This window comes from Providencia sp. 6390, from assembly GCF_058148425.1.
Map to the genome: position 1 here is coordinate 118,733 of NZ_JBYVYL010000001.1, position 18,700 is coordinate 137,432.

Sequence of the window (18,700 nt, forward strand, 5' to 3'; positions counted from 1 at the left end):
AATTACTCCAAATTAATCAGTTTGGTTATATTGAGCGCTGCTTTGCAGGTCTCGGTAATAAACTCATCAATTCGATGAGTAGAGCGAAATTCAGGCGCCATGACAGAAACCACGGCAATGACATCGTTACCTTTAAAAATGGGAGCAGAAACGCCTAATACGCCTTCATCAATTTCACCACAAGAGATGCCATAGCCTTGTTGGCGAATTTGCATCAAGGCTTGCTTTAATTGCGTTATACTTTCAGTTGATTGTAATTGTTCACCATGAGTTTCAAAAACCAGTGATTGATAATCGACATTGCGAAAAGCCAATAGCGTTTTAGCACTGGCGCCTTTGATCAGTGTGTTGCCACGACCAATAACAAAGGAACAACGTAGCGCTTGTGAGCTTTCAATCATGTCAACACAGATGGTTTCACACAGGTTTGATGTAATGATAGCGACCGTTTCTTGTGTTTTTTTACTCAGCGACTGCAATTCAATCTTGGATGAATTCATCAGTAAGCTATGGTGATAGTATTTTTCTTGTGTTTTGATACTCTGCGCACCAACGGTGTAAGTGCCATATTGTTTAGCATAAGTGATAAATTCCCAATTTATGAGAATTGCTAGCAAACGATAAACAGTAGAAATAGGAATATTTAATGCACTCGAAATCATTTGTGGAGTGAGGGGAACCGCACTGGCAGTGATATAGGATAAAATATTCAATGTTCTGTTAATACTGTTCATGGTATCCCCTTTTTTTTGAACTTAGCAGTAAAAATTTTCAGTCTCAAATAATATTCTCATAATGTGAGAATTATTTTGTAGGAAAAATGTGATATTTTCATTTTTAAATTGTCACATAATGAAATTTTGAATGATTAATATATGGGTTAGAGTGGTTGAGTAACGTGAAAAAAAATTATCGCAAAGGCGGTTTTACCTTTAAGCAATTCTTTGTTGGACATGACCGTTGTGCAATGAAAGTGGGAACTGATGGTGTATTGCTTGGGGCGTGGGCGCCTGTTCAACACACTGAGAGAGCATTAGATATTGGTTGTGGTAGTGGGCTAATTGCTTTGATGTTGGCTCAACGAAACTCTCAGTTATTGATTGATGCGGTTGAATTAGATAATGCAGCGGCAGAGCAAGCTCAGGAAAACTTTATAGAATCACCATGGGCTGAGCGATTACAAGTTTTCGCACAAGACATTATTGAGTTTAGCGCGAACAACCAGCAACAATATGATCTTATTGTCAGCAATCCCCCTTATTTTGAGCCATCGGTATCTTGTAGTACAGAGCAACGGGATCAGGCCCGTTATACAGCGACACTCACTCATGAAACACTACTTGATTGTGCTAAGCAATGTTTAACACCTGATGGGCTATTGTGCTTAGTTTTACCTTATGAGGTGGGTGAAAAAGTTGAAATGATGGCAAGTAAAGAAGGGTGGTTTACGGCATATCGTATTAATATTCAAGATAAATCAACAACGGTATTTCACCGTATGTTATTAGGGTTGAAATTGACTGCTGTAGAGCCGCAAGTATCAATATTGGTACTAAAAGAGGCGAATAATCAGGTTTATACTGAGGATTTTCAGCAATTGATCCGTGAATTTTATTTGAAATATTAGAGCTTGTTTATCTTTGAAGGTGAATTTTTATTCGAATTAAAGACATTTTAGGCAAGGCAAGAGCCTCTTCTAATAGCCAACCGTAGTTGGCTATCCTTTGATCAAGGTTTGAGAATAGTTGGACCTGAGTGTTCAAGTAATTCAGGGTAGTCTAAGGTGTAGTGTAACCCCCGGCTCTCTTTACGTTCTAGAGCACAGCGAACCATCAGTTCTGCGACTTGAACTAGGTTTCTTAATTCAAGTAAATTATTTGAAATCCGGAAATTGGCATAGTATTCATGAATTTCTTGCTGCAACACATGGATGCGTCGTAAGGCTCTTTCTAGGCGTTTAGTTGTTCGTACAATTCCCATGTAATCCCACATAAATAAGCGCAGTTCATGCCAGTTATGTTGAATGACGACTTGTTCATCGGAATTATGAACAAGGCTATCATCCCATTCAGGTAAGGTCTCAATATCAGCAATTTGCGAGATAATTGTTTTGATATGTTCTGATGCTGACCAGCCATAAACAAGGCATTCGAGTAATGAATTGGAAGCCATGCGGTTTGCACCATGTAAACCGGTATAGCTGACTTCTCCAATTGCATAAAGGTTATCAATGTCTGTCATGCCATTTTGATCAACTTGAACTCCACCACAGGTATAGTGAGCGGCTGGGACGATAGGTATCGGTTCTTTAGTGAGATCTAACCCTAGCGTCATCAGTTTTTCATAAATAGTTGGGAAATGGTTTTGAATAAAATCGGCAGGTTTGTGGCTAATATCCAAATACATGCAATCTGCGCCTAAGCGCTTCATTTCATGGTCTATTGCTCTGGCAACAATATCACGTGGGGCGAGCTCACCGCGTGGATCATAATCAGGCATGAAACGACTGCCATCAGGGCGTTTTAGATAGGCTCCCTCGCCACGTAGCGCTTCTGTCAGTAAAAAATTACGTGCCTGTGGGTGGAATAGACATGTTGGATGAAATTGGTTGAATTCAAGGTTAGCTACGCTACAACCGATGCGCCATGCCATTGCGATCCCATCACCAGAGGAAATATCTGGGTTAGTGGTATATTGATAAACTTTTGCGGCACCACCAGTAGCCAAAACGACGATCTTGGCGCGGATCGTTTCGACTTGCTCTTTTTGTCGATTCCAGACATAGGCTCCCACGATGCGATTATTGCCAGATAAGCCCATTTTATCTGAGCGAATCAGATCGACGGCGTTATAACGTTCTTTTACATGAATATTAGGGTGAGAAAAGGCAAGGTTAACCAGTGTTGTTTCAACTTCTTTGCCTGTCGCATCTGCGTGATGAAGGATTCGGCGATGGCTATGCCCACCTTCACGGGTTAGGTGATATTGTGTTTCCCCTGTGTCAGTGACTTCTGTATCAAAGAGTACGCCCTGATCAATCAGCCATTGCACACATGCTTTTGCATTGGATGCAATAAATTCAACAGATTGCTTTTCACAAATACCTGCTCCTGCAATCAACGTGTCTTCGACGTGGGATTCAACGCTGTCCGTATCGTCGAAAACAGCAGCAATTCCGCCTTGTGCGTAGTATGATGCCCCTTCATTTAGCTTACTTTTACTAAGAATAGTCACTTGATGAAACGGTGCGAGCCGTAATGCAGCAGAAAGCCCTGCAACACCGCTACCAATAATAAGAATATCAGTGTAATGCTGTGTGGAGTTTTTCATAAGTGGTTGTATGCTGTGTAGTATTAATTGGAGGTTTCATGTTAGCCTATCGCACTGATCAATGCTATTTGTGAAAGCGTCTTTAACGTTACTGGATTATCTTTTATGTCAGTCAGGTTTGAATTTGGCGTTTCTACTCGTCATACTTCAAGTTGCAGCGTTGTTGACTACGTTTACTCGCGCCAGTCACATAGTCTTCTATGCTCCTAGCGACTCGTTCACTTGCCGCCTAGCTGCACCTCGAATTATTTTGAGTATATATTGATTAAGCGGTATGCTACCTAAATGGTTTTAAAGTGATTTTCTGCGGATCGTGAGGATCCTTTATTAGTGAGAAGCGTTTTTTATTGTAAGTTTTTTACTATTTTTATGCATTAAATTGAACTTCATCTATTTTTACTACTCAAAGTTATGCTTGCTTTAGGAAGGGAGTGATGATCAATTTAACAAATTTACAGCCTGAGTTCGGGAGATTTTCCCAGGAATGAGCGAGCAACTGACAGACCAGATGTTGGTCGAAAAAGTCCAAAAGGGCGATCAAAAAGCTTTCAACTTGCTGGTGATTAAATATCAGCACAAAGTTGCAAGTTTGGTTTCCCGTTACGTACCTCAAGCTGATGTGCCTGATGTTGCTCAGGAATCTTTCATCAAAGCTTATCGTGCGATTGGGTCGTTTCGCGGTGATAGTGCATTTTATACTTGGCTGTATCGTATAGCAGTCAATACAGCTAAAAATTATTTAGTTGCTCAAGATCGTCGCCCTCCCGCGTCAGATCTGGAAGCTAGCGATGCAGAAAACTTCGAAACTGCCAGTGCATTAAAAGAAATTTCGAACCCAGAGAACTTAATGTTGTCTGAAGAACTGAAAAGGGTAGTTTTTCGAACTATAGAGTCATTACCTGAAGATTTAAGAATGGCAATAACACTCAGGGAGCTCGATGGTTTAAGTTATGAAGAGATCGCCGAAATTATGGATTGCCCAGTAGGCACCGTACGTTCGCGGATCTTTAGAGCTCGAGAAGCTATCGATAATAAAGTACAGCCACTGATCCAGCAGCATTAAGAGTTATTTGTGTGATTGATTTTTAAGCACAGAATGTAGCGCAGATAGAACAGGATCAGGGCATTAAACTGTAATTGTGATGCAATTAACTGAAGGTATTCGGGCATGCAAAGAGAGAAACTTTCCGCAATGATGGATGGCGAAGTTCTTGATATAGAGCTAGTAAACGCCATTACATGTGATTCAACGTTACAAAAACGTTGGGAGAGCTATCATCTTATTCGTGATACTCTGCGTAATGATACCCCTGACGTCATGAATTTTGACATAGCAGGTAAAGTTGCCGCAGCATTAGAGAATGAAGTTGTGCGTATTAATCCTCAGGTAGTTATAGAGTCACAACCTGAGCCAACAACATGGAGCGGAATGCCTTTCTGGCAAAAAGTGCGTCCTTGGGCGAGCCAAATTACACAAATTGGTGTTGCGGCTTGTGTATCGCTTGCGGTAATTGTTGGGGTACAACAGTACAATCAAAGCAATTCAGTTGATTCTGCGATTGATGAGCCTGTATTTAATACCATCCCAGCCGGTGCTGGTGCACCTGTTAGTTTAAACTTCTCTGATGGCCAACTATTTGGTAATGAGCAACAAATGCAACAAGTTGAACAGCAAAATCAACGTGTTAATGCAATGCTTCAGCAGTATGAAATCGAAAGGCGTTCAATGCTGAATCAACAATATCATGAAAGCGATAAGGCTGTAGTACCTGCAGGAGTTAAACTGCAATAATGAATAAGTGGTTATCCGTCATCTGCCTGACGGGCAGCCTGATTATCTATAATCAAGCTTCGGCATCTCAACAGGATGCCGAGGTTCTCTTCAAAGAGATGGGAAGCGCTGCCCAAAATCTTTCCTACGAAATGTCGTTCATGTCTTTTAGCCCTAGAAGCATTATTCCAGTACGTTACCGTCATGGGATCATTAATAATGTTCCCGTATCTCAGATGATACAAATGGATTCGTCTCGACGTGAGATTGTGCAAAAAGGGCAGCAAATCAGTTACTTTGAGCCGGGCTTTGATGCATTTAGCTTAAATGGTAATCATATTGTTGATAACTTGCCATCAGTGCTGTTTGCTGACTATGAGAAAATCAAGCCTTATTATAATTTCATCGATGCAGGAAGAACCCATATCGGTGATAGGCCTTCGTTAGTGATCCGAATTATTTCTAAAGATAATTCACGTTTTAATTATGTCTTACTAGTTGATGAAGAAACTAAATTACCATTACGGGTTGATCTGCTAGACAATAACAGCCAAACCATAGAGCAGTTTCGAGTGATATCGACAGTTTTAGACAGTAAAACTGTTAATGATTCATTAGTGAATTTAAGTAAGATTAACTTGCCGCCACTGTTAGTTTCTCCGCAAAATAATAGCCCATCATTTAAATGGCGAGTTGGCTTTTTGCCGCCAGGCTTTGAAGAGGTTTCACGCTCAGAACGTAAGCTTGCTGAGAATGATGAAGTTGAAAGCGCATTATTTAGTGATGGATTATTCACATTCTCAGTTAATATCACTAAGGCCGAGCAGGGGTTACCGTTAGAACAACCGATCCAAAATGGCCGTCGCACTATTTATACAATGACTCAGAAACAAAATGTGATTACCATAATAGGTGAATTGCCATTAGCTACGGCACAGCAAGTTGCTGCAAGCATTCGTTTCTAGGAGTAAATGATGATAAAAGAGTGGGCAACAGTTATTCGTTGGCATCAAGGAAGAGCGCTATTGCGTTATGGGGCTTCTTCAGGGTGTGGTAGCTGTAGTGCTCGAGGGGCTTGTGGTTCTTATGCGTTAAGTAAAATTGGGCCAAATACTGAGCACCAATTAGAGGTAGAAATTGAACAACCTTTAGTTGTTGGCCAGAAGGTTGAAGTCGGTATCCCTGAAGGTAGTTTACTACGATCTGCCATGTTGGTGTATCTCACACCGCTTATTGGTCTATTTTTAGTCGCTTTATCAGTGCAACTTGCTGGTTTTGAACAGGTGTGGGTTGCTGTATCTGGTATTGCTGGTGGTTTTTTAGGCTTCTTTTTAGCTCGTAAAATCGCATCTTATTGGCGTGATGAGTCAGCATTTCAGCCAGTCATCTTACAAATAGGGCTTCCTCCAGGGGAGCTTTCTGTTCAAGTTGATTGCTAATAAACGCCGCCTGTGATGACAGGCGGTTTTGTTTTATAACCTAGTCATTCATTCGCAAGTTCAAGACTTAACTTGAATAATAGTGAGTCATCGTTACCACTGATTAATATAAAATCAATTTATTAGTCTGCTTTTTTTATTGTAAAAATAAGCGGCAAAGGTCAACAGTCCTTAAGTAGTTTACAGTTGTTTTACATTGAACCTTTGTGTTAGAGGGAGCTTCTATGTAAAATGCTGCTAATTAGCAATCTTGTGATAATCATAGCATTTTAGTTCTGCGGCAAGTATTTAGGCAGGGCTGATTTTGTAGGCAATTTAAAAGAAGATATTACCTTGAAAATCAACAATATAAGAAACTTTTCTATCATTGCTCACATCGACCATGGTAAATCAACACTGTCTGATCGCATTATTCAGATCTGTGGTGGTTTAACGGATAGGGAAATGGCAGCTCAGGTTCTCGACTCTATGGATTTAGAGCGTGAGCGTGGGATTACAATCAAAGCACAAAGCGTAACGTTAGATTATAAGGCCTCTGATGGTGAGACCTATCAATTAAACTTTATTGATACCCCTGGTCACGTTGACTTCTCTTATGAGGTTTCTCGCTCATTAGCGGCATGTGAAGGTGCTTTACTGGTTGTTGATGCAGGGCAAGGTGTGGAAGCTCAGACACTTGCAAACTGCTATACTGCGATTGAAATGGATCTTGAAGTTGTTCCAGTTCTAAACAAAATTGACTTACCAGCGGCTGATCCTGAGCGTGTTGCTGAAGAAATTGAAGATATTGTGGGTATTGATGCTCACGATGCAGTGCGTTGTTCTGCAAAAACCGGTATTGGTGTACAAGATGTTATCGAACGTTTAGTACAAACTATCCCAGCACCAAAAGGTGATATTGATGCACCATTACAAGCACTCATTATTGACTCATGGTTTGATAATTATTTGGGCGTTGTCTCTTTGATCCGTATTAAAAACGGTACATTACGCAAAGGTGATAAAGTTAAAGTAATGAGTACTGGGCAGGTTTATAACGCTGACCGCCTTGGTATTTTTACACCTAAACAAGTTGATCGTGATTCATTAAGCTGTGGTGAAGTGGGCTGGTTAGTCTGTGCAATTAAAGACATCACTGGCGCACCTGTTGGTGATACCTTAACAGGTGCTCGTAATCCTGCTGATAAAGCGCTCCCTGGATTTAAAAAGGTTAAGCCGCAAGTTTATGCAGGCTTATTCCCTGTAAGCTCTGATGATTATGAAGCCTTCCGTGATGCGTTAGGTAAATTGAGCCTTAATGACGCTTCATTATTTTATGAGCCAGAGACATCCACTGCGCTTGGGTTCGGTTTCCGTTGTGGCTTCCTTGGTTTACTTCATATGGAGATTATCCAAGAACGTTTAGAACGTGAATATGATTTAGATCTGATTACGACGGCGCCAACGGTAGTTTATGAAGTTGAACAAACCAATGGTGATGTAGTTTATGTTGATAGCCCTGCTAAATTACCACCTCTAAATAATATTGAAGAGCTGCGGGAGCCAATTGCTGAGTGTCATATGTTGATGCCTAAAGAGTATCTGGGCAACGTAATTACACTTTGTATTGAAAAACGCGGCGTTCAGACGAATATGGTCTATCATGGTAATCAGGTCTCATTAACTTATGATATCCCAATGTCTGAAGTTGTATTGGATTTCTTTGACCGCTTGAAATCCACATCACGTGGTTATGCATCATTGGATTATGCGTTTAAACGCTTCCAAGCATCAGACATGGTACGTGTTGATGTGATGATTAACGGCGAACGTGTTGATGCATTAGCACTGATCACCCATCGTGCTAATTCTCAGTATCGCGGTCGTGAGTTGGTTGAAAAAATGAAAGAGTTGATCCCGCGACAGCAGTTTGATATTGCGATCCAAGCGGCGATTGGCAACCATATTATTGCTCGTTCTACAGTTAAGCAGTTACGTAAAAACGTACTTGCTAAGTGTTATGGCGGTGACGTTAGCCGTAAGAAAAAACTGTTACAGAAGCAAAAGGACGGCAAGAAACGCATGAAACAAGTCGGTAACGTTGAGTTACCTCAAGAAGCGTTTTTAGCTATTTTGCATGTTGGTAAAGACAACTAATATTACAAGGAGTCTCAATGGCTAACACCTTTGCCCTGATCCTAACATTAGCCACCTTGGTTACTGGGATTATCTGGTGCTTAGATCGCTTTAAATTTTCGCCTGCGCGAAAGAAAAAGCTGAAACAGATACAGGAAGCGAGCCAAGGCTCATTGACCCAAGACGAAATGGAAAAAGTAGTGCGTCGTCCATCATGGGTTGAAACAGGATCATCTATCTTTCCTGTTTTAGCCATTGTTTTGGTGGTGCGTTCATTTATTTATGAGCCATTTCAAATCCCATCAGGTTCCATGATGCCAACATTATTAGTTGGGGATTTTATGTTGGTTGAGAAGTTTGCGTACGGTTTGAAAGACCCAATCACACAAACGACTCTGATTAAAACGGGTAAACCATCGCGTGGGGATATTGCAGTCTTTAAATATCCTAAAGATCCAAGTGTTGATTTTGTAAAACGTGTGATTGGCTTACCAGGTGATAAAATCGTCTATAACCCTGATGCGAAAGAACTGACTATTTACCCAAATTGTGCAGATAACAATTGTACTCAACAATTACCAATCACTTATGGTCCTTTGGCACCAAGTGAATGGACCATGTTCTTTAATGTGGATTCTGTTGTTGAAAGCCAAAAAGGTAATTATCAAGTTCCTGTCGATCAGCCTGTTCCAAGTAATGCATTACGCCAATATCAAAGATCTGAGAAGTTAGATACAGTTGAACATCAAATTTTGATTATCCGCCAAGCGATTACGGAATCACGTTATGTTCAACCTAATATGCCTTCGAATGAATGGATAGTGCCTGAAAAGCATTATTTCATGATGGGTGATAATAGGGACAATAGTTCTGATAGCCGTATGTGGGGCTTTGTTCCTGAAGAAAACCTTGTTGGTCGAGCAGTGTTTATCTGGCTAAGCTTAGATAAACAAGAGAATGAATGGCCGACAGGTATTCGCTTCAGCCGCATTGGGCCAATCGGGTCATAACTTGAAGTATGGCGGGTATACTCTAAATAATTCGAGGTGCAGTTAGGCGACAAGTGAATAAGTCGCTAGGAGCATAGAAAACTATGTGACTGGCGCGAGTGAACGACGTCAACAATGCTGCAACTTGAAGTATGACGAGTTAGATATGGGTTTTGTTAGCAAAACCCATATAAACCGAAGCATTATTATTTTTCTCAGTGTACAATATAATTTAATTAAACATTTATTGGCTTCTTAATTAATTCCTATCATTTTATTAAGTGTTTACCATTAAAAAAGTGGGTAAGACGTTAGAAGTCAGTGCAAACGCAACAGTTTTGTTTTTTACAGGTCTGTTGCGTGTGCTTTTTGTCAATCAGAGAAATGGCTAGGCGTGATGAACCCCTCTTTACTTGAGCAATTACAACGAAAACTTGGTTATAAATTTAATCAACATGACCTTTTAATTCAGGCGCTCACGCACCGTAGTGCGAGCAGTAAGCATAATGAACGTTTAGAATTCCTTGGCGATTCTATTTTAAGTTTTGTGATAGCAAATGATTTATATCATCGATTCCCTAAAGTGGATGAGGGTGATATGAGCCGAATGAGAGCAACGCTAGTACGTGGCAATACGCTAGCAGAAATTGCTCGTGAATTTGAACTGGGCGAGTGTTTACGCTTAGGGCCAGGTGAGTTAAAAAGTGGCGGTTTTCGCCGTGAATCAATACTAGCGGATACAGTGGAAGCACTGATCGGTGGTATTTTTCTCGATAGTGATATACAAACCATCGAAAGAATTATTTTGGATTGGTATCAAACTAGGCTGAATGAAATTAGCCCGGGTGACAAACAAAAAGACCCGAAAACGAGATTACAAGAATATCTGCAAGGGCGTCATTTACCATTACCTAATTATATTGTGGTACAAGTAAAAGGCGAGGCTCATGATCAGGAGTTTACTATCCACTGCCAAGTTAGTGGTATTGAGCAGCCAATTAATGGCATTGGCTCAAGCCGCCGTAAAGCTGAGCAAGCCGCTGCAGAACAAGCATTGAAAATTTTGGAGATTGAATGAGTGAAAAACATCCCCACTGTGGCTTTGTTGCCATTGTTGGGCGACCAAATGTGGGCAAGTCAACGCTGTTAAACCAGCTGCTAGGGCAAAAAGTTTCGATTACATCGAGAAAGCCTCAGACAACCCGCCACCGTATTATGGGGATCCATACTGAAGATGAATATCAAATCATCTATGTGGATACTCCAGGTTTGCATATTGAAGAAAAACGGGCAATCAACCGTTTGATGAACCGAGCTGCATCCAGTTCTATTGGTGATGTGGAGTTGGTTATTTTTGTTGTTGAAGGCACGAATTGGACCGATGATGATGAAATGGTTCTCAATAAACTGAAAAGCCTTCGTTGCCCAGTAATATTGGCCATCAATAAAATTGATAATGTAACGGATAAAACGGTTCTGTTACCTCATATTGGTTTTGTTAGTCAAAAAATGAATTTCCTTGATGTGGTGCCGATTAGTGCTGAAAAAGGTAAAGGTGTTGATACCATTGCTAAGATTGTAAAACAGCATATCCCTGAAGCTGACCATCACTTCCCAGAAGATTACATCACTGACCGCTCACAGCGTTTCATGGCATCTGAAATCATTCGTGAAAAACTGATGCGTTTCTTAGGCGATGAGCTCCCTTATTCTGTAACGGTTGAAATTGAACAATTTAAAGTGATGGAAAAGGGTGGTTTCCACATTAATGGCCTGATTTTAGTTGAGCGTGAAGGCCAAAAGAAAATGGTGATTGGGAACAAAGGTAGCAAATTGAAAACTATTGGTACTGAAGCACGTATTGATATGGAAAGACTATTTGATACCAAAGTGCACCTTGAACTTTGGGTTAAAGTAAAAGCCGGCTGGGCTGATGACGAACGTGCATTACGCAGCTTAGGCTATGTTGATGACCTAAAATAATAGGTAAATACCGTGAGTGGTTGGCAACGTGCGTTTGTACTCCATTCTAGGCCTTTTAGTGAAACCAGTTTATTAATTGATTTTTTCACTGAAGGCGAAGGCAAGATCCGTTTACTGGCAAAAGGTGCTCGTCGCAACCGCTCACCACTTAGGGGTTGCCTACAACCCTTTACTCCTTTGCTGATCCGTTGGGGCGGCAAAGGAGAAATCAGAACGCTGATCAATGCGGATCCTATTTCATTATCACTCCCTTTAAGCGGCACTGTGCTCTATAGTGGTCTATACCTCAATGAGTTAGTAACGCGTGTTATTGAGTTTGGTACTCCTTATTCAGCATTATTTTTTGATTACCTTTCATGCATACAGTTGCTCGCAGCGAGTGAGCGAACCCCTGAATCTGCGTTACGGCAGTTTGAATTAGCACTTTTATCCTACCTTGGCTATGGGGTTGACTTCCTACACTGTGCCGGAAGTGGCGACCCTGTTTCTGACACCATGACTTATCGTTATCGCGAAGAAAAAGGATTTATCGGTAGCCTTGTAATTGATCAACTTAGCTTTACTGGCAAACAACTTAAAGCATTGGCCGCTAGAGAATTCCCTGATAGTGACACTCTTAAAGCCGCAAAGCGATTTACCCGTATGGCATTAAAGCCTTACTTAGGTGGAAAGCCACTAAAAAGCCGCGAGCTCTTTAGGCAATTTGTGATACCAGCCACTCCTAATGCGATCAAATCATAAGTTTAGTCTGACTTCGGCCATCATCTATTTCTAGTTATGTTTTGTCATTCATTTATATTTTTCGAGCTGTTTCCCAAAATCTAATACATTTGCTGAAATATGAAGCGAAGTTTGGAGAGGTGCTCGAATGAAGTAGAGATTTATTCCCACACATAGTTAAATTGCAGTAGGATAGTGGCATTGAGGTGTACTTGACTGTATTAATTATTGGGGAGTGAAAAATGGCTGAGCTTTTGTTAGGTGTGAATATCGATCATATTGCAACAGTGAGAAATGCACGGGGTACTCAATATCCGGATCCTGTCCAAGCAGCATTTGTTGCAGAGCAAGCTGGGGCTGATGGTATTACTGTGCATTTGCGTGAAGATCGCCGTCATATCACCGATAGAGATGTAGAGCTGTTAAAAGAAACTATTCAAACACGCATGAACCTAGAAATGGCAGTAACTGATGAAATGGTAGATATTGCATGCCGCGTTAAGCCTGCCTTTTGCTGCTTAGTACCAGAGAAACGAGAAGAGGTGACCACTGAAGGTGGTTTGGATGTAGCAGGGCAGTTTGATAAAGTATCAAAAGCAGTTAAACGTCTTACAGAAGCAGGCATTCAAGTTTCACTATTTATTGATGCAGACCATACTCAGATTGATGCTGCACAGGCATCTGGCGCACCATTTATTGAAATTCATACAGGTGCTTATGCAGACGCGAAAACTGAACTGGAGCAAGAAGTGGAGTTCCGGCGTATTCGCGATGGTGTTGCTTATGCAGCGGGTAAAGGTCTGAAAGTGAATGCAGGGCATGGCTTGACCTACCATAATGTTCAGCGTATTGCATTACTGCCTGAAATCTATGAACTTAATATTGGTCATGCAATTATTGGTCGTGCATTGTTTAGTGGCTTAGCGGATGCTGTGTCAGATATGAAAAAATTATTAAGAGAAGCTCGTTACTAATGGCTATTGTTGGCCTTGGAACAGATATTGTTGAAATTGCTCGAATTGAAGCAGTAATAGAGCGCTCTGGTGATAATTTAGCTAAGCGTATATTAACTGAAAATGAATTTAAGCAGTTTCAACAACAATCTCAGTCAGCTCGTTTTTTGGCTAAACGGTTTGCGGTTAAAGAGGCGGCAGCTAAAGCGTTAGGGACTGGTATTCGCAATGGTTTGGCATTTAATCAGTTTGAAGTGACCAATGACCCACTAGGCAAGCCATTACTAACGCTAACGGGTGAAGCCGAGAAGCTAGCGGACCGAATGGGGGTTACACATTTTCATGTCTCAATAACTGATGAGCGGCATTATGCTGCAGCAACAGTGATTATTGAAAGTATATAGAGTGACTGCTCTTCGCCGTAAACGGCGAAGCTTCTCACTTCTCAGGCCGCTACCGTCTGTACTACGGGTTTACGGCGGATTTAGCTAACTTTATGGGTTTAACAAAGAGTGTCGCAACCTAAACTATGGCAACTATACTCAAAATAATTCGAGGTGCAGTTAGGCGACAAGCGAATGAGTCGCTGGGAGCCCATATAAGTAGGTGACTAGTGCGAATGAGCGTAGTCAACAACACTGCAACTTGAAGTATAACGAGTATATACGCAGTTGAATTGTTGGTAGATGAGGTTTAGCTATCAACAATTAAGCTGCGGTAATAAAATTAGGGGATGATTTTATAAGGCAGAAAAACACAGTGACTGAGAACAGTGCGATTGTTGAGTGAATACCAGTCATCAGTATCTGTGAGTTTGTAATTTTTTATCAAATTTTATCGGCATGGTGGATCATCACGAACTTATCCCACAGTTGTTCTTGACTTTCAATATGAGCAGGGTCGGTGATAATAGTGTTAGTGATTGGGCAAACGGATTGGCAGGTTGGTTTATCGTAATGACCAACACACTCGGTACAAAGGTTTGTATCGATCTCGTAGATTTCATCGCCCATGTAGATTGCATCATTTGGGCATTCAGGTTCGCACATATCGCAATTGATACATTTTTTGGTGATTAGTAGTGCCATGTTAGCTGGATAAATCTGTTGACTGTGATACAAATGAAGCGACTATTATACACTCAAATCAAAAAATTAAATAGTAATTTGAAAAGAAATAGTATAGTTATATTACACTTATCACTTTACTATCATACACTCGATAACTACCGCCTTCACCGACACTTATAAAATAGCCTTCTCCTTTAATAGCAAAGAGCTCTGTAGCTGAAAAGGATTTATTCAAAAATACCATTTTTTAGATAAATTAATTCTATGTTAGTTTAAATTCTCCATGCTTTAATTTTACTCGACTAAATATTCAAATGTTATTTGAATATATTAAAAATAAGATAGCCTAATTAATCTGTTGATTTTGGCTATCTTATTTTTCACACTAGGTTTTATTTAATATCAGTAAAGACTACTCGGCTAATTTCCCAGCCTTTCGTTTTTTCGTTTTGATAGTAGTAATATATAGTACCATTAATCGCATAATACAATGCCGTCCTAGCTGCTGAATTTGGATTAGATATGGTCAATTCATAAAGCTGCTCAAGATTACCAGTATCTAGTACTCTAAAAAACTGGATCGATTTATCTACTAAATTAAAACCAAAAATATATTGTTTAGCTGTTACTACATCTATCATTGTCTGGAGGTTACTAAGGTAAGCTGAGAATTTTCCTTTAATAACAGAAGTTGCTCCTTCAATAGAACCTTTATCATTCATGTTATAAATATAATAAGCGAAGTCTTGATTTGTATGTCCTAGGAAATATGTTTTTTTAGTCGATGTTGTATAAACAACATTAGAAGGATAGAACTGATCGAAAATACCATCTACAAATATATTTTGTGAAAATCCCATTGTGATTCCTTAATTTTCAATTTAATGAAGTAATGTTTAAGCGCATTCATATTATTAAATTAAAAATCATTTGAAAATAATGTTTGTTATTAGTCTATTTCATATATATAAATAATTAAAAAATAATGAAACAATTTAATATTCACATTGCTAGAATATTATGTTAATAATAAACAAAAAACTATAGGGTCATTATCATGTTTGAAAGTTTTGGTGTGTTAAACTTCTGGACCTATTTAGCAGGTCTAGTTTTAATTATCATTGTGCCAGGCCCAAATTCCTTATATGTATTAAAATCAAGTACTTCATATGGAACTCGAGCTGGCTATCGGGCTGCACTGGGGGTTTTTACTGGTGATGCAGCGTTGATTTTTCTTTCATTCATTGGTGTTGCATCAGTGATTAAAGCATCACCTACGCTGTTTATGATTGTACGTTATTTAGGCGCGGCCTATCTACTCTATTTAGGCTGTAAGATCCTTTATGCAACCTTTTGGCAGAAAAAAGTAGCTAAAGCTGATGATGAGCCAGTTATTGTTAAATCTGAAAAAATTTTCACACGTGCTTTGATTTTGAGCTTAACTAATCCGAAAGCGATTTTATTTTATATCTCATTTTTTATTCAGTTCATTGATTTTAGCTATAGTCATGCTTGGGTGCCATATTTAGTGCTAGCATCAATTCTGGAACTTGTTAGTTTTATGTACCTCAGTTTACTTATCTTTAGTGGTTATTTAATCGCTCGTTTTTTACGTGAAAAACAAGTGTTAGCTAAATTAGGTAATTGTACGGTTGGAACTTTCTTTATGGGATTTGCAGCGAAACTGGCTATCTTTAGTAATTAAAGTATATACTCTAAATAATTCGAGGTGCAGTTAGGCGACAAGTGAATGAGTCGCTGGGAGCCTACATAAGTAGGTGACTAGTGCGAGTGAGCGTAGTCAACAACGCTGCAACTTGAAGTATGACGAGTATACAACTAGTACTGCTCATCGCATCATATCATCGGTTAAGTTGTTACCATTTTGATTGTTTTGGTGGCAACTTAAGTCAATTTTCCATCTGTTATCATCGATACATTATTCAACTCCAATTATTTTCAGTATAATTTATTAAAAATACTGTTAAGAGGTTAGTGTGACGCAATTAGACGTTGATGAATATTGGATGAAGCGTGCTTTGGAATTAGCTAAAAATGCTCAAGATGCAGGTGAGATCCCTGTAGGCGCTTTGCTTGTTAAAGATAACCAACTAATTGCGTCAGGTTGGAATTGTTCCATTGAAAATCATGATCCAACGGCTCATGCAGAAATAATGGTACTAAAACAAGGGGGGCAGGCGCTCAGTAATTATCGACTATTAGATACAACTCTCTATGTTACTTTAGAACCCTGTATAATGTGTGCAGGCGCAATGATCCATAGTCGTATAGGTCGTTTAGTTTACGGCGCGAAAGATTTTAAAACTGGCGCATGTGGTTCGTTTATTAATATTATGGAACGACCTGGTTTAAATCATTATGTTGATGTGACAGGTGGAGTGTTAGAAGAAAACTGTTCCTTAATGCTTAGCGCTTTTTTTAAAATGAGAAGGGCACAGAAAAAAGCGCTAAAACGTTCGCTGAATCAAAGCAATGAACATAATTAAATAAATCATTGGCTATGGTATTGATTAACTGACTCGCTCTCTTTTTTTATATCGTTATCAGGGTTGACGGAAAGAAAATATTGCCCCAAAGATAGCTTATCGCTAGGAGGAGAAATTGGTGGCAATTTGTACTGAGGCTGAGTGGATTCAACGTATTTTAGGCTAATTTTTTCCTGTGCGTTCCCTTGAGTGACCTCTGTTATTTTAGGAGCCGTCTTAAGTTCTTCTTCACTCTTTGCTGGCAAATCTTCTTGGCTTGGTGTTACGAGTGGTGGAAATAAAATCAATGATTTTTCCGCGATAGCTAATGATCGTTGTTTTTTATCTTGATTTTGTAAATAACCAACTAAACTTTGATGGTAACGGCGGATGTTTTCTACATAACGATAGGCTTCATGGCCTCTAGCATAGCCATAATTCAACTGTGAATAATATTTTTTCTGTGTGAGTAACGGTAGCCTCGATTTTACATCTAGCCAGCGATCAGGATCACCACCTTGCATTTCAGTCAGCTTTCTAACATCTTGCATATGACCATAGCCCATATTATAGGCAGATAAAGCAAACCAAATCCTATCATCATCAGCAATAGAGACGGGTAGCCGTTGCATTAAGTATTCAAGGTAAGCTGCGCCCCCTTTAATACTTTCCTCTGCATCGAGGCGATCTGAGATACCCATGGTTTCAGCCGTTGGTTTGGTAAGCATCATTAGCCCACGAACACCCGTTGGTGAAGTTGCAAGGGGATCCCAATGTGACTCTTGCCATGCAACAGCAGCTAACAACTTCCAATCAACAGCACTTGCATATTTTTCAAACAGGGGCTGGTAGTTAGGTAGCTTATTATTGATTGCATTGATAAATGAAATAGTATCGAAATAATCGAACGCTCCAACATGGCTGAAAAATTTTTCATCCAGTCTCGCTAATAGATCAACTTCATTACTGGTATTGAAAAAGTCCAATAATGCTGCATTGAGGCTGTCATCATTCAGTCTTTTCATATACCAAGTGACGGCATGATCATCCACTAAATCAAATCCCACCGCAATTTCGGGGTGTATACGCTGTTGTAAAGCCACAGATATAGAGTCTTCCAGTGTGTAATCAATCAAGCCTTCAGCTACCATTTCTAATAACTGGTTAGTTGTGAAATCGGTCGTTTCTTCCCATATTAGATTTGGGTATGTTTCTTTTAATGACTTTAATGTGCTGGCATGAGCCGAGCCTGCCATAACAACGAATTTACCCTTGATATCATTAAAACTTTTAGGTCGAGTTGAGCCTTTTCGATAAACCAATTGCTGCGTGACATTGAGGTAACTCGGGCCTGTTTTCATTTTTTGTAGCCGTTCTTTATTATAAAGCAGCCCTGCAACACCGATGTCAGCTTGTTCATTTTCAAGGTCGCTAAAAATAAGTTCAACCGTCGGTCTCATGGTGATAACCAACTTGACTCCAAGGTAATCAGCAAAACTCTGTGCAAGTTCATAATCAAAGCCATGTAGATTAGCGTCATCATCAAGATAAATGAGGGGGGAGCTGATTGCACTCACCCGCAACTCACCTCGAGAGATGATTTGATTAAGTTGATTGTTTGGCGTACTTGGCCAGCGAATACTAAGCCCAATAATAAGCACAGCAAGCAATGCCACAATCACAATGATTAAATAGTTGACCTTGATGTTATTCAAAAATGTATCTCATATGTAAACCCTTGTACCGCATATTATTGTTCTTACTTAATCAATGCAGCTGTTATCCGGATCATATCACGAGGGCGGTATTCGGTATTTTTATTTCCGCCTGTAGTTCGGAAAATC

At 39.8% G+C, this 18,700-nt stretch carries 19 protein-coding genes; 14 read left to right on the top strand and 5 right to left on the bottom strand.

Features of this window, described 5'->3' with window-relative positions; genetic code table 11:
* Positions 1 to 2: 2 nt before the first annotated feature.
* Positions 3 to 734: an IclR family transcriptional regulator gene (locus AC3Z9T_RS00675; protein ID WP_490124308.1), complete on the bottom strand. Its 732-nt coding sequence runs from the start codon at positions 732 to 734 to the stop codon at positions 3 to 5.
* 155 nt (positions 735 to 889) lie between these two features.
* Here AC3Z9T_RS00675 and trmN point away from each other — a divergent pair, with 155 nt between their 5' ends.
* Positions 890 to 1,627, top strand: coding sequence for a tRNA(1)(Val) (adenine(37)-N(6))-methyltransferase TrmN (gene trmN, locus AC3Z9T_RS00680; protein ID WP_490124309.1), 738 nt, complete (start codon positions 890 to 892; stop codon positions 1,625 to 1,627).
* 101 nt (positions 1,628 to 1,728) lie between these two features.
* On the opposite strand, the gene nadB is transcribed toward trmN, so the two are convergent.
* Positions 1,729 to 3,330 carry an L-aspartate oxidase gene (nadB, locus tag AC3Z9T_RS00685; RefSeq protein WP_490124310.1) on the bottom strand — a complete coding sequence of 534 codons (1,602 nt, stop codon included), beginning with the start codon at positions 3,328 to 3,330 and terminating at the stop codon, positions 1,729 to 1,731.
* A 484-nt stretch (positions 3,331 to 3,814) separates the two neighbouring features.
* Here nadB and rpoE point away from each other — a divergent pair, with 484 nt between their 5' ends.
* The 11 genes from rpoE to acpS all read left to right on the top strand — a co-directional run bounded on the left by rpoE (position 3,815) and on the right by acpS (position 13,704).
* The gene (gene rpoE / locus AC3Z9T_RS00690) at positions 3,815 to 4,393 is read left to right on the top strand and encodes an RNA polymerase sigma factor RpoE (RefSeq protein ID WP_490124311.1); all 579 of its coding nucleotides are present in this window, start codon (positions 3,815 to 3,817) and stop codon (positions 4,391 to 4,393) included.
* A gap of 105 nt (positions 4,394 to 4,498) precedes the next feature.
* Positions 4,499 to 5,122, top strand: coding sequence for an anti-sigma-E factor RseA (gene rseA / locus AC3Z9T_RS00695; protein WP_490124312.1), 624 nt, complete (start codon positions 4,499 to 4,501; stop codon positions 5,120 to 5,122).
* Positions 5,122 to 6,066 (top strand): sigma-E factor regulatory protein RseB, encoded by a 945-nt coding sequence (gene rseB, locus AC3Z9T_RS00700; RefSeq protein ID WP_490124313.1) that lies wholly within the window; start codon positions 5,122 to 5,124, stop codon positions 6,064 to 6,066. Before rseA ends, rseB begins: the two co-directional genes overlap by 1 nt.
* 9 nt (positions 6,067 to 6,075) lie before the next feature.
* Positions 6,076 to 6,540 carry a SoxR-reducing system protein RseC gene (gene rseC, locus AC3Z9T_RS00705; protein ID WP_490125116.1) on the top strand — a complete coding sequence of 155 codons (465 nt, stop codon included), beginning with the start codon at positions 6,076 to 6,078 and terminating at the stop codon, positions 6,538 to 6,540.
* Between the two features lie 339 nt (positions 6,541 to 6,879).
* Positions 6,880 to 8,676 (top strand): translation elongation factor 4, encoded by a 1,797-nt coding sequence (gene lepA, locus AC3Z9T_RS00710; protein ID WP_490125117.1) that lies wholly within the window; start codon positions 6,880 to 6,882, stop codon positions 8,674 to 8,676.
* 17 nt (positions 8,677 to 8,693) lie between these two features.
* Entirely contained in the window at positions 8,694 to 9,665 is a 972-nt protein-coding gene (gene lepB, locus AC3Z9T_RS00715) for a signal peptidase I (RefSeq protein ID WP_490124314.1), read from the top strand.
* 376 nt (positions 9,666 to 10,041) lie between these two features.
* Positions 10,042 to 10,722, top strand: coding sequence for a ribonuclease III (gene rnc, locus AC3Z9T_RS00720; RefSeq protein WP_490124315.1), 681 nt, complete (start codon positions 10,042 to 10,044; stop codon positions 10,720 to 10,722).
* Complete coding sequence (gene era / locus AC3Z9T_RS00725; protein ID WP_070930037.1) at positions 10,719 to 11,627, top strand: GTPase Era; 909 nt, start codon at positions 10,719 to 10,721, stop codon at positions 11,625 to 11,627. The genes rnc and era overlap by 4 nt, the downstream gene beginning before the upstream one ends.
* 12 nt (positions 11,628 to 11,639) lie before the next feature.
* Positions 11,640 to 12,368: a DNA repair protein RecO gene (gene recO, locus AC3Z9T_RS00730; protein ID WP_490124316.1), complete on the top strand. Its 729-nt coding sequence runs from the start codon at positions 11,640 to 11,642 to the stop codon at positions 12,366 to 12,368.
* 221 nt (positions 12,369 to 12,589) lie between these two features.
* Positions 12,590 to 13,321, top strand: coding sequence for a pyridoxine 5'-phosphate synthase (gene pdxJ, locus AC3Z9T_RS00735; RefSeq protein ID WP_490124317.1), 732 nt, complete (start codon positions 12,590 to 12,592; stop codon positions 13,319 to 13,321).
* Positions 13,321 to 13,704, top strand: coding sequence for a holo-ACP synthase (acpS, locus tag AC3Z9T_RS00740; protein WP_490124318.1), 384 nt, complete (start codon positions 13,321 to 13,323; stop codon positions 13,702 to 13,704). Before pdxJ ends, acpS begins: the two co-directional genes overlap by 1 nt.
* A gap of 423 nt (positions 13,705 to 14,127) precedes the next feature.
* Here the strand turns inward: acpS and AC3Z9T_RS00745 are convergent, their stop codons facing one another.
* Entirely contained in the window at positions 14,128 to 14,388 is a 261-nt protein-coding gene (locus AC3Z9T_RS00745; protein ID WP_070930041.1) for a YfhL family 4Fe-4S dicluster ferredoxin, read from the bottom strand.
* A 374-nt stretch (positions 14,389 to 14,762) separates the two neighbouring features.
* The gene (locus AC3Z9T_RS00750; protein WP_490124319.1) at positions 14,763 to 15,230 is read right to left on the bottom strand and encodes an XRE family transcriptional regulator; all 468 of its coding nucleotides are present in this window, start codon (positions 15,228 to 15,230) and stop codon (positions 14,763 to 14,765) included.
* Between the two features lie 197 nt (positions 15,231 to 15,427).
* On the opposite strand from AC3Z9T_RS00750, the gene leuE reads away from it, so the two are divergent.
* Together leuE and tadA are read left to right on the top strand one after the other, a co-directional pair.
* Entirely contained in the window at positions 15,428 to 16,075 is a 648-nt protein-coding gene (leuE, locus tag AC3Z9T_RS00755; RefSeq protein ID WP_490124320.1) for a leucine efflux protein LeuE, read from the top strand.
* A 292-nt stretch (positions 16,076 to 16,367) separates the two neighbouring features.
* Complete coding sequence (gene tadA, locus AC3Z9T_RS00760; protein ID WP_490124321.1) at positions 16,368 to 16,877, top strand: tRNA adenosine(34) deaminase TadA; 510 nt, start codon at positions 16,368 to 16,370, stop codon at positions 16,875 to 16,877.
* Between the two features lie 5 nt (positions 16,878 to 16,882).
* Here tadA and mltF read toward each other — a convergent pair whose 3' ends face one another.
* Positions 16,883 to 18,571 (bottom strand): membrane-bound lytic murein transglycosylase MltF, encoded by a 1,689-nt coding sequence (mltF, locus tag AC3Z9T_RS00765; RefSeq protein WP_490124322.1) that lies wholly within the window; start codon positions 18,569 to 18,571, stop codon positions 16,883 to 16,885.
* Positions 18,572 to 18,700: the final 129 nt, after the last annotated feature.

Coding starts and splice junctions, on each gene's coding strand:
- era (WP_070930037.1), top strand. CDS start 10,719: ATGAGTGAAAAACATCCCCACTGTGGCTTTGTTGCCATTGTTGGGCGA.
- rseC (WP_490125116.1), top strand. CDS start 6,076: ATGATAAAAGAGTGGGCAACAGTTATTCGTTGGCATCAAGGAAGAGCG.
- AC3Z9T_RS00675 (WP_490124308.1), bottom strand. CDS start 734: ATGAACAGTATTAACAGAACATTGAATATTTTATCCTATATCACTGCC.
- AC3Z9T_RS00750 (WP_490124319.1), bottom strand. CDS start 15,230: ATGGGATTTTCACAAAATATATTTGTAGATGGTATTTTCGATCAGTTC.
- nadB (WP_490124310.1), bottom strand. CDS start 3,330: ATGAAAAACTCCACACAGCATTACACTGATATTCTTATTATTGGTAGC.
- rseA (WP_490124312.1), top strand. CDS start 4,499: ATGCAAAGAGAGAAACTTTCCGCAATGATGGATGGCGAAGTTCTTGAT.
- rpoE (WP_490124311.1), top strand. CDS start 3,815: ATGAGCGAGCAACTGACAGACCAGATGTTGGTCGAAAAAGTCCAAAAG.
- leuE (WP_490124320.1), top strand. CDS start 15,428: ATGTTTGAAAGTTTTGGTGTGTTAAACTTCTGGACCTATTTAGCAGGT.
- rseB (WP_490124313.1), top strand. CDS start 5,122: ATGAATAAGTGGTTATCCGTCATCTGCCTGACGGGCAGCCTGATTATC.
- pdxJ (WP_490124317.1), top strand. CDS start 12,590: ATGGCTGAGCTTTTGTTAGGTGTGAATATCGATCATATTGCAACAGTG.
- rnc (WP_490124315.1), top strand. CDS start 10,042: ATGAACCCCTCTTTACTTGAGCAATTACAACGAAAACTTGGTTATAAA.
- acpS (WP_490124318.1), top strand. CDS start 13,321: ATGGCTATTGTTGGCCTTGGAACAGATATTGTTGAAATTGCTCGAATT.
- AC3Z9T_RS00745 (WP_070930041.1), bottom strand. CDS start 14,388: ATGGCACTACTAATCACCAAAAAATGTATCAATTGCGATATGTGCGAA.
- lepB (WP_490124314.1), top strand. CDS start 8,694: ATGGCTAACACCTTTGCCCTGATCCTAACATTAGCCACCTTGGTTACT.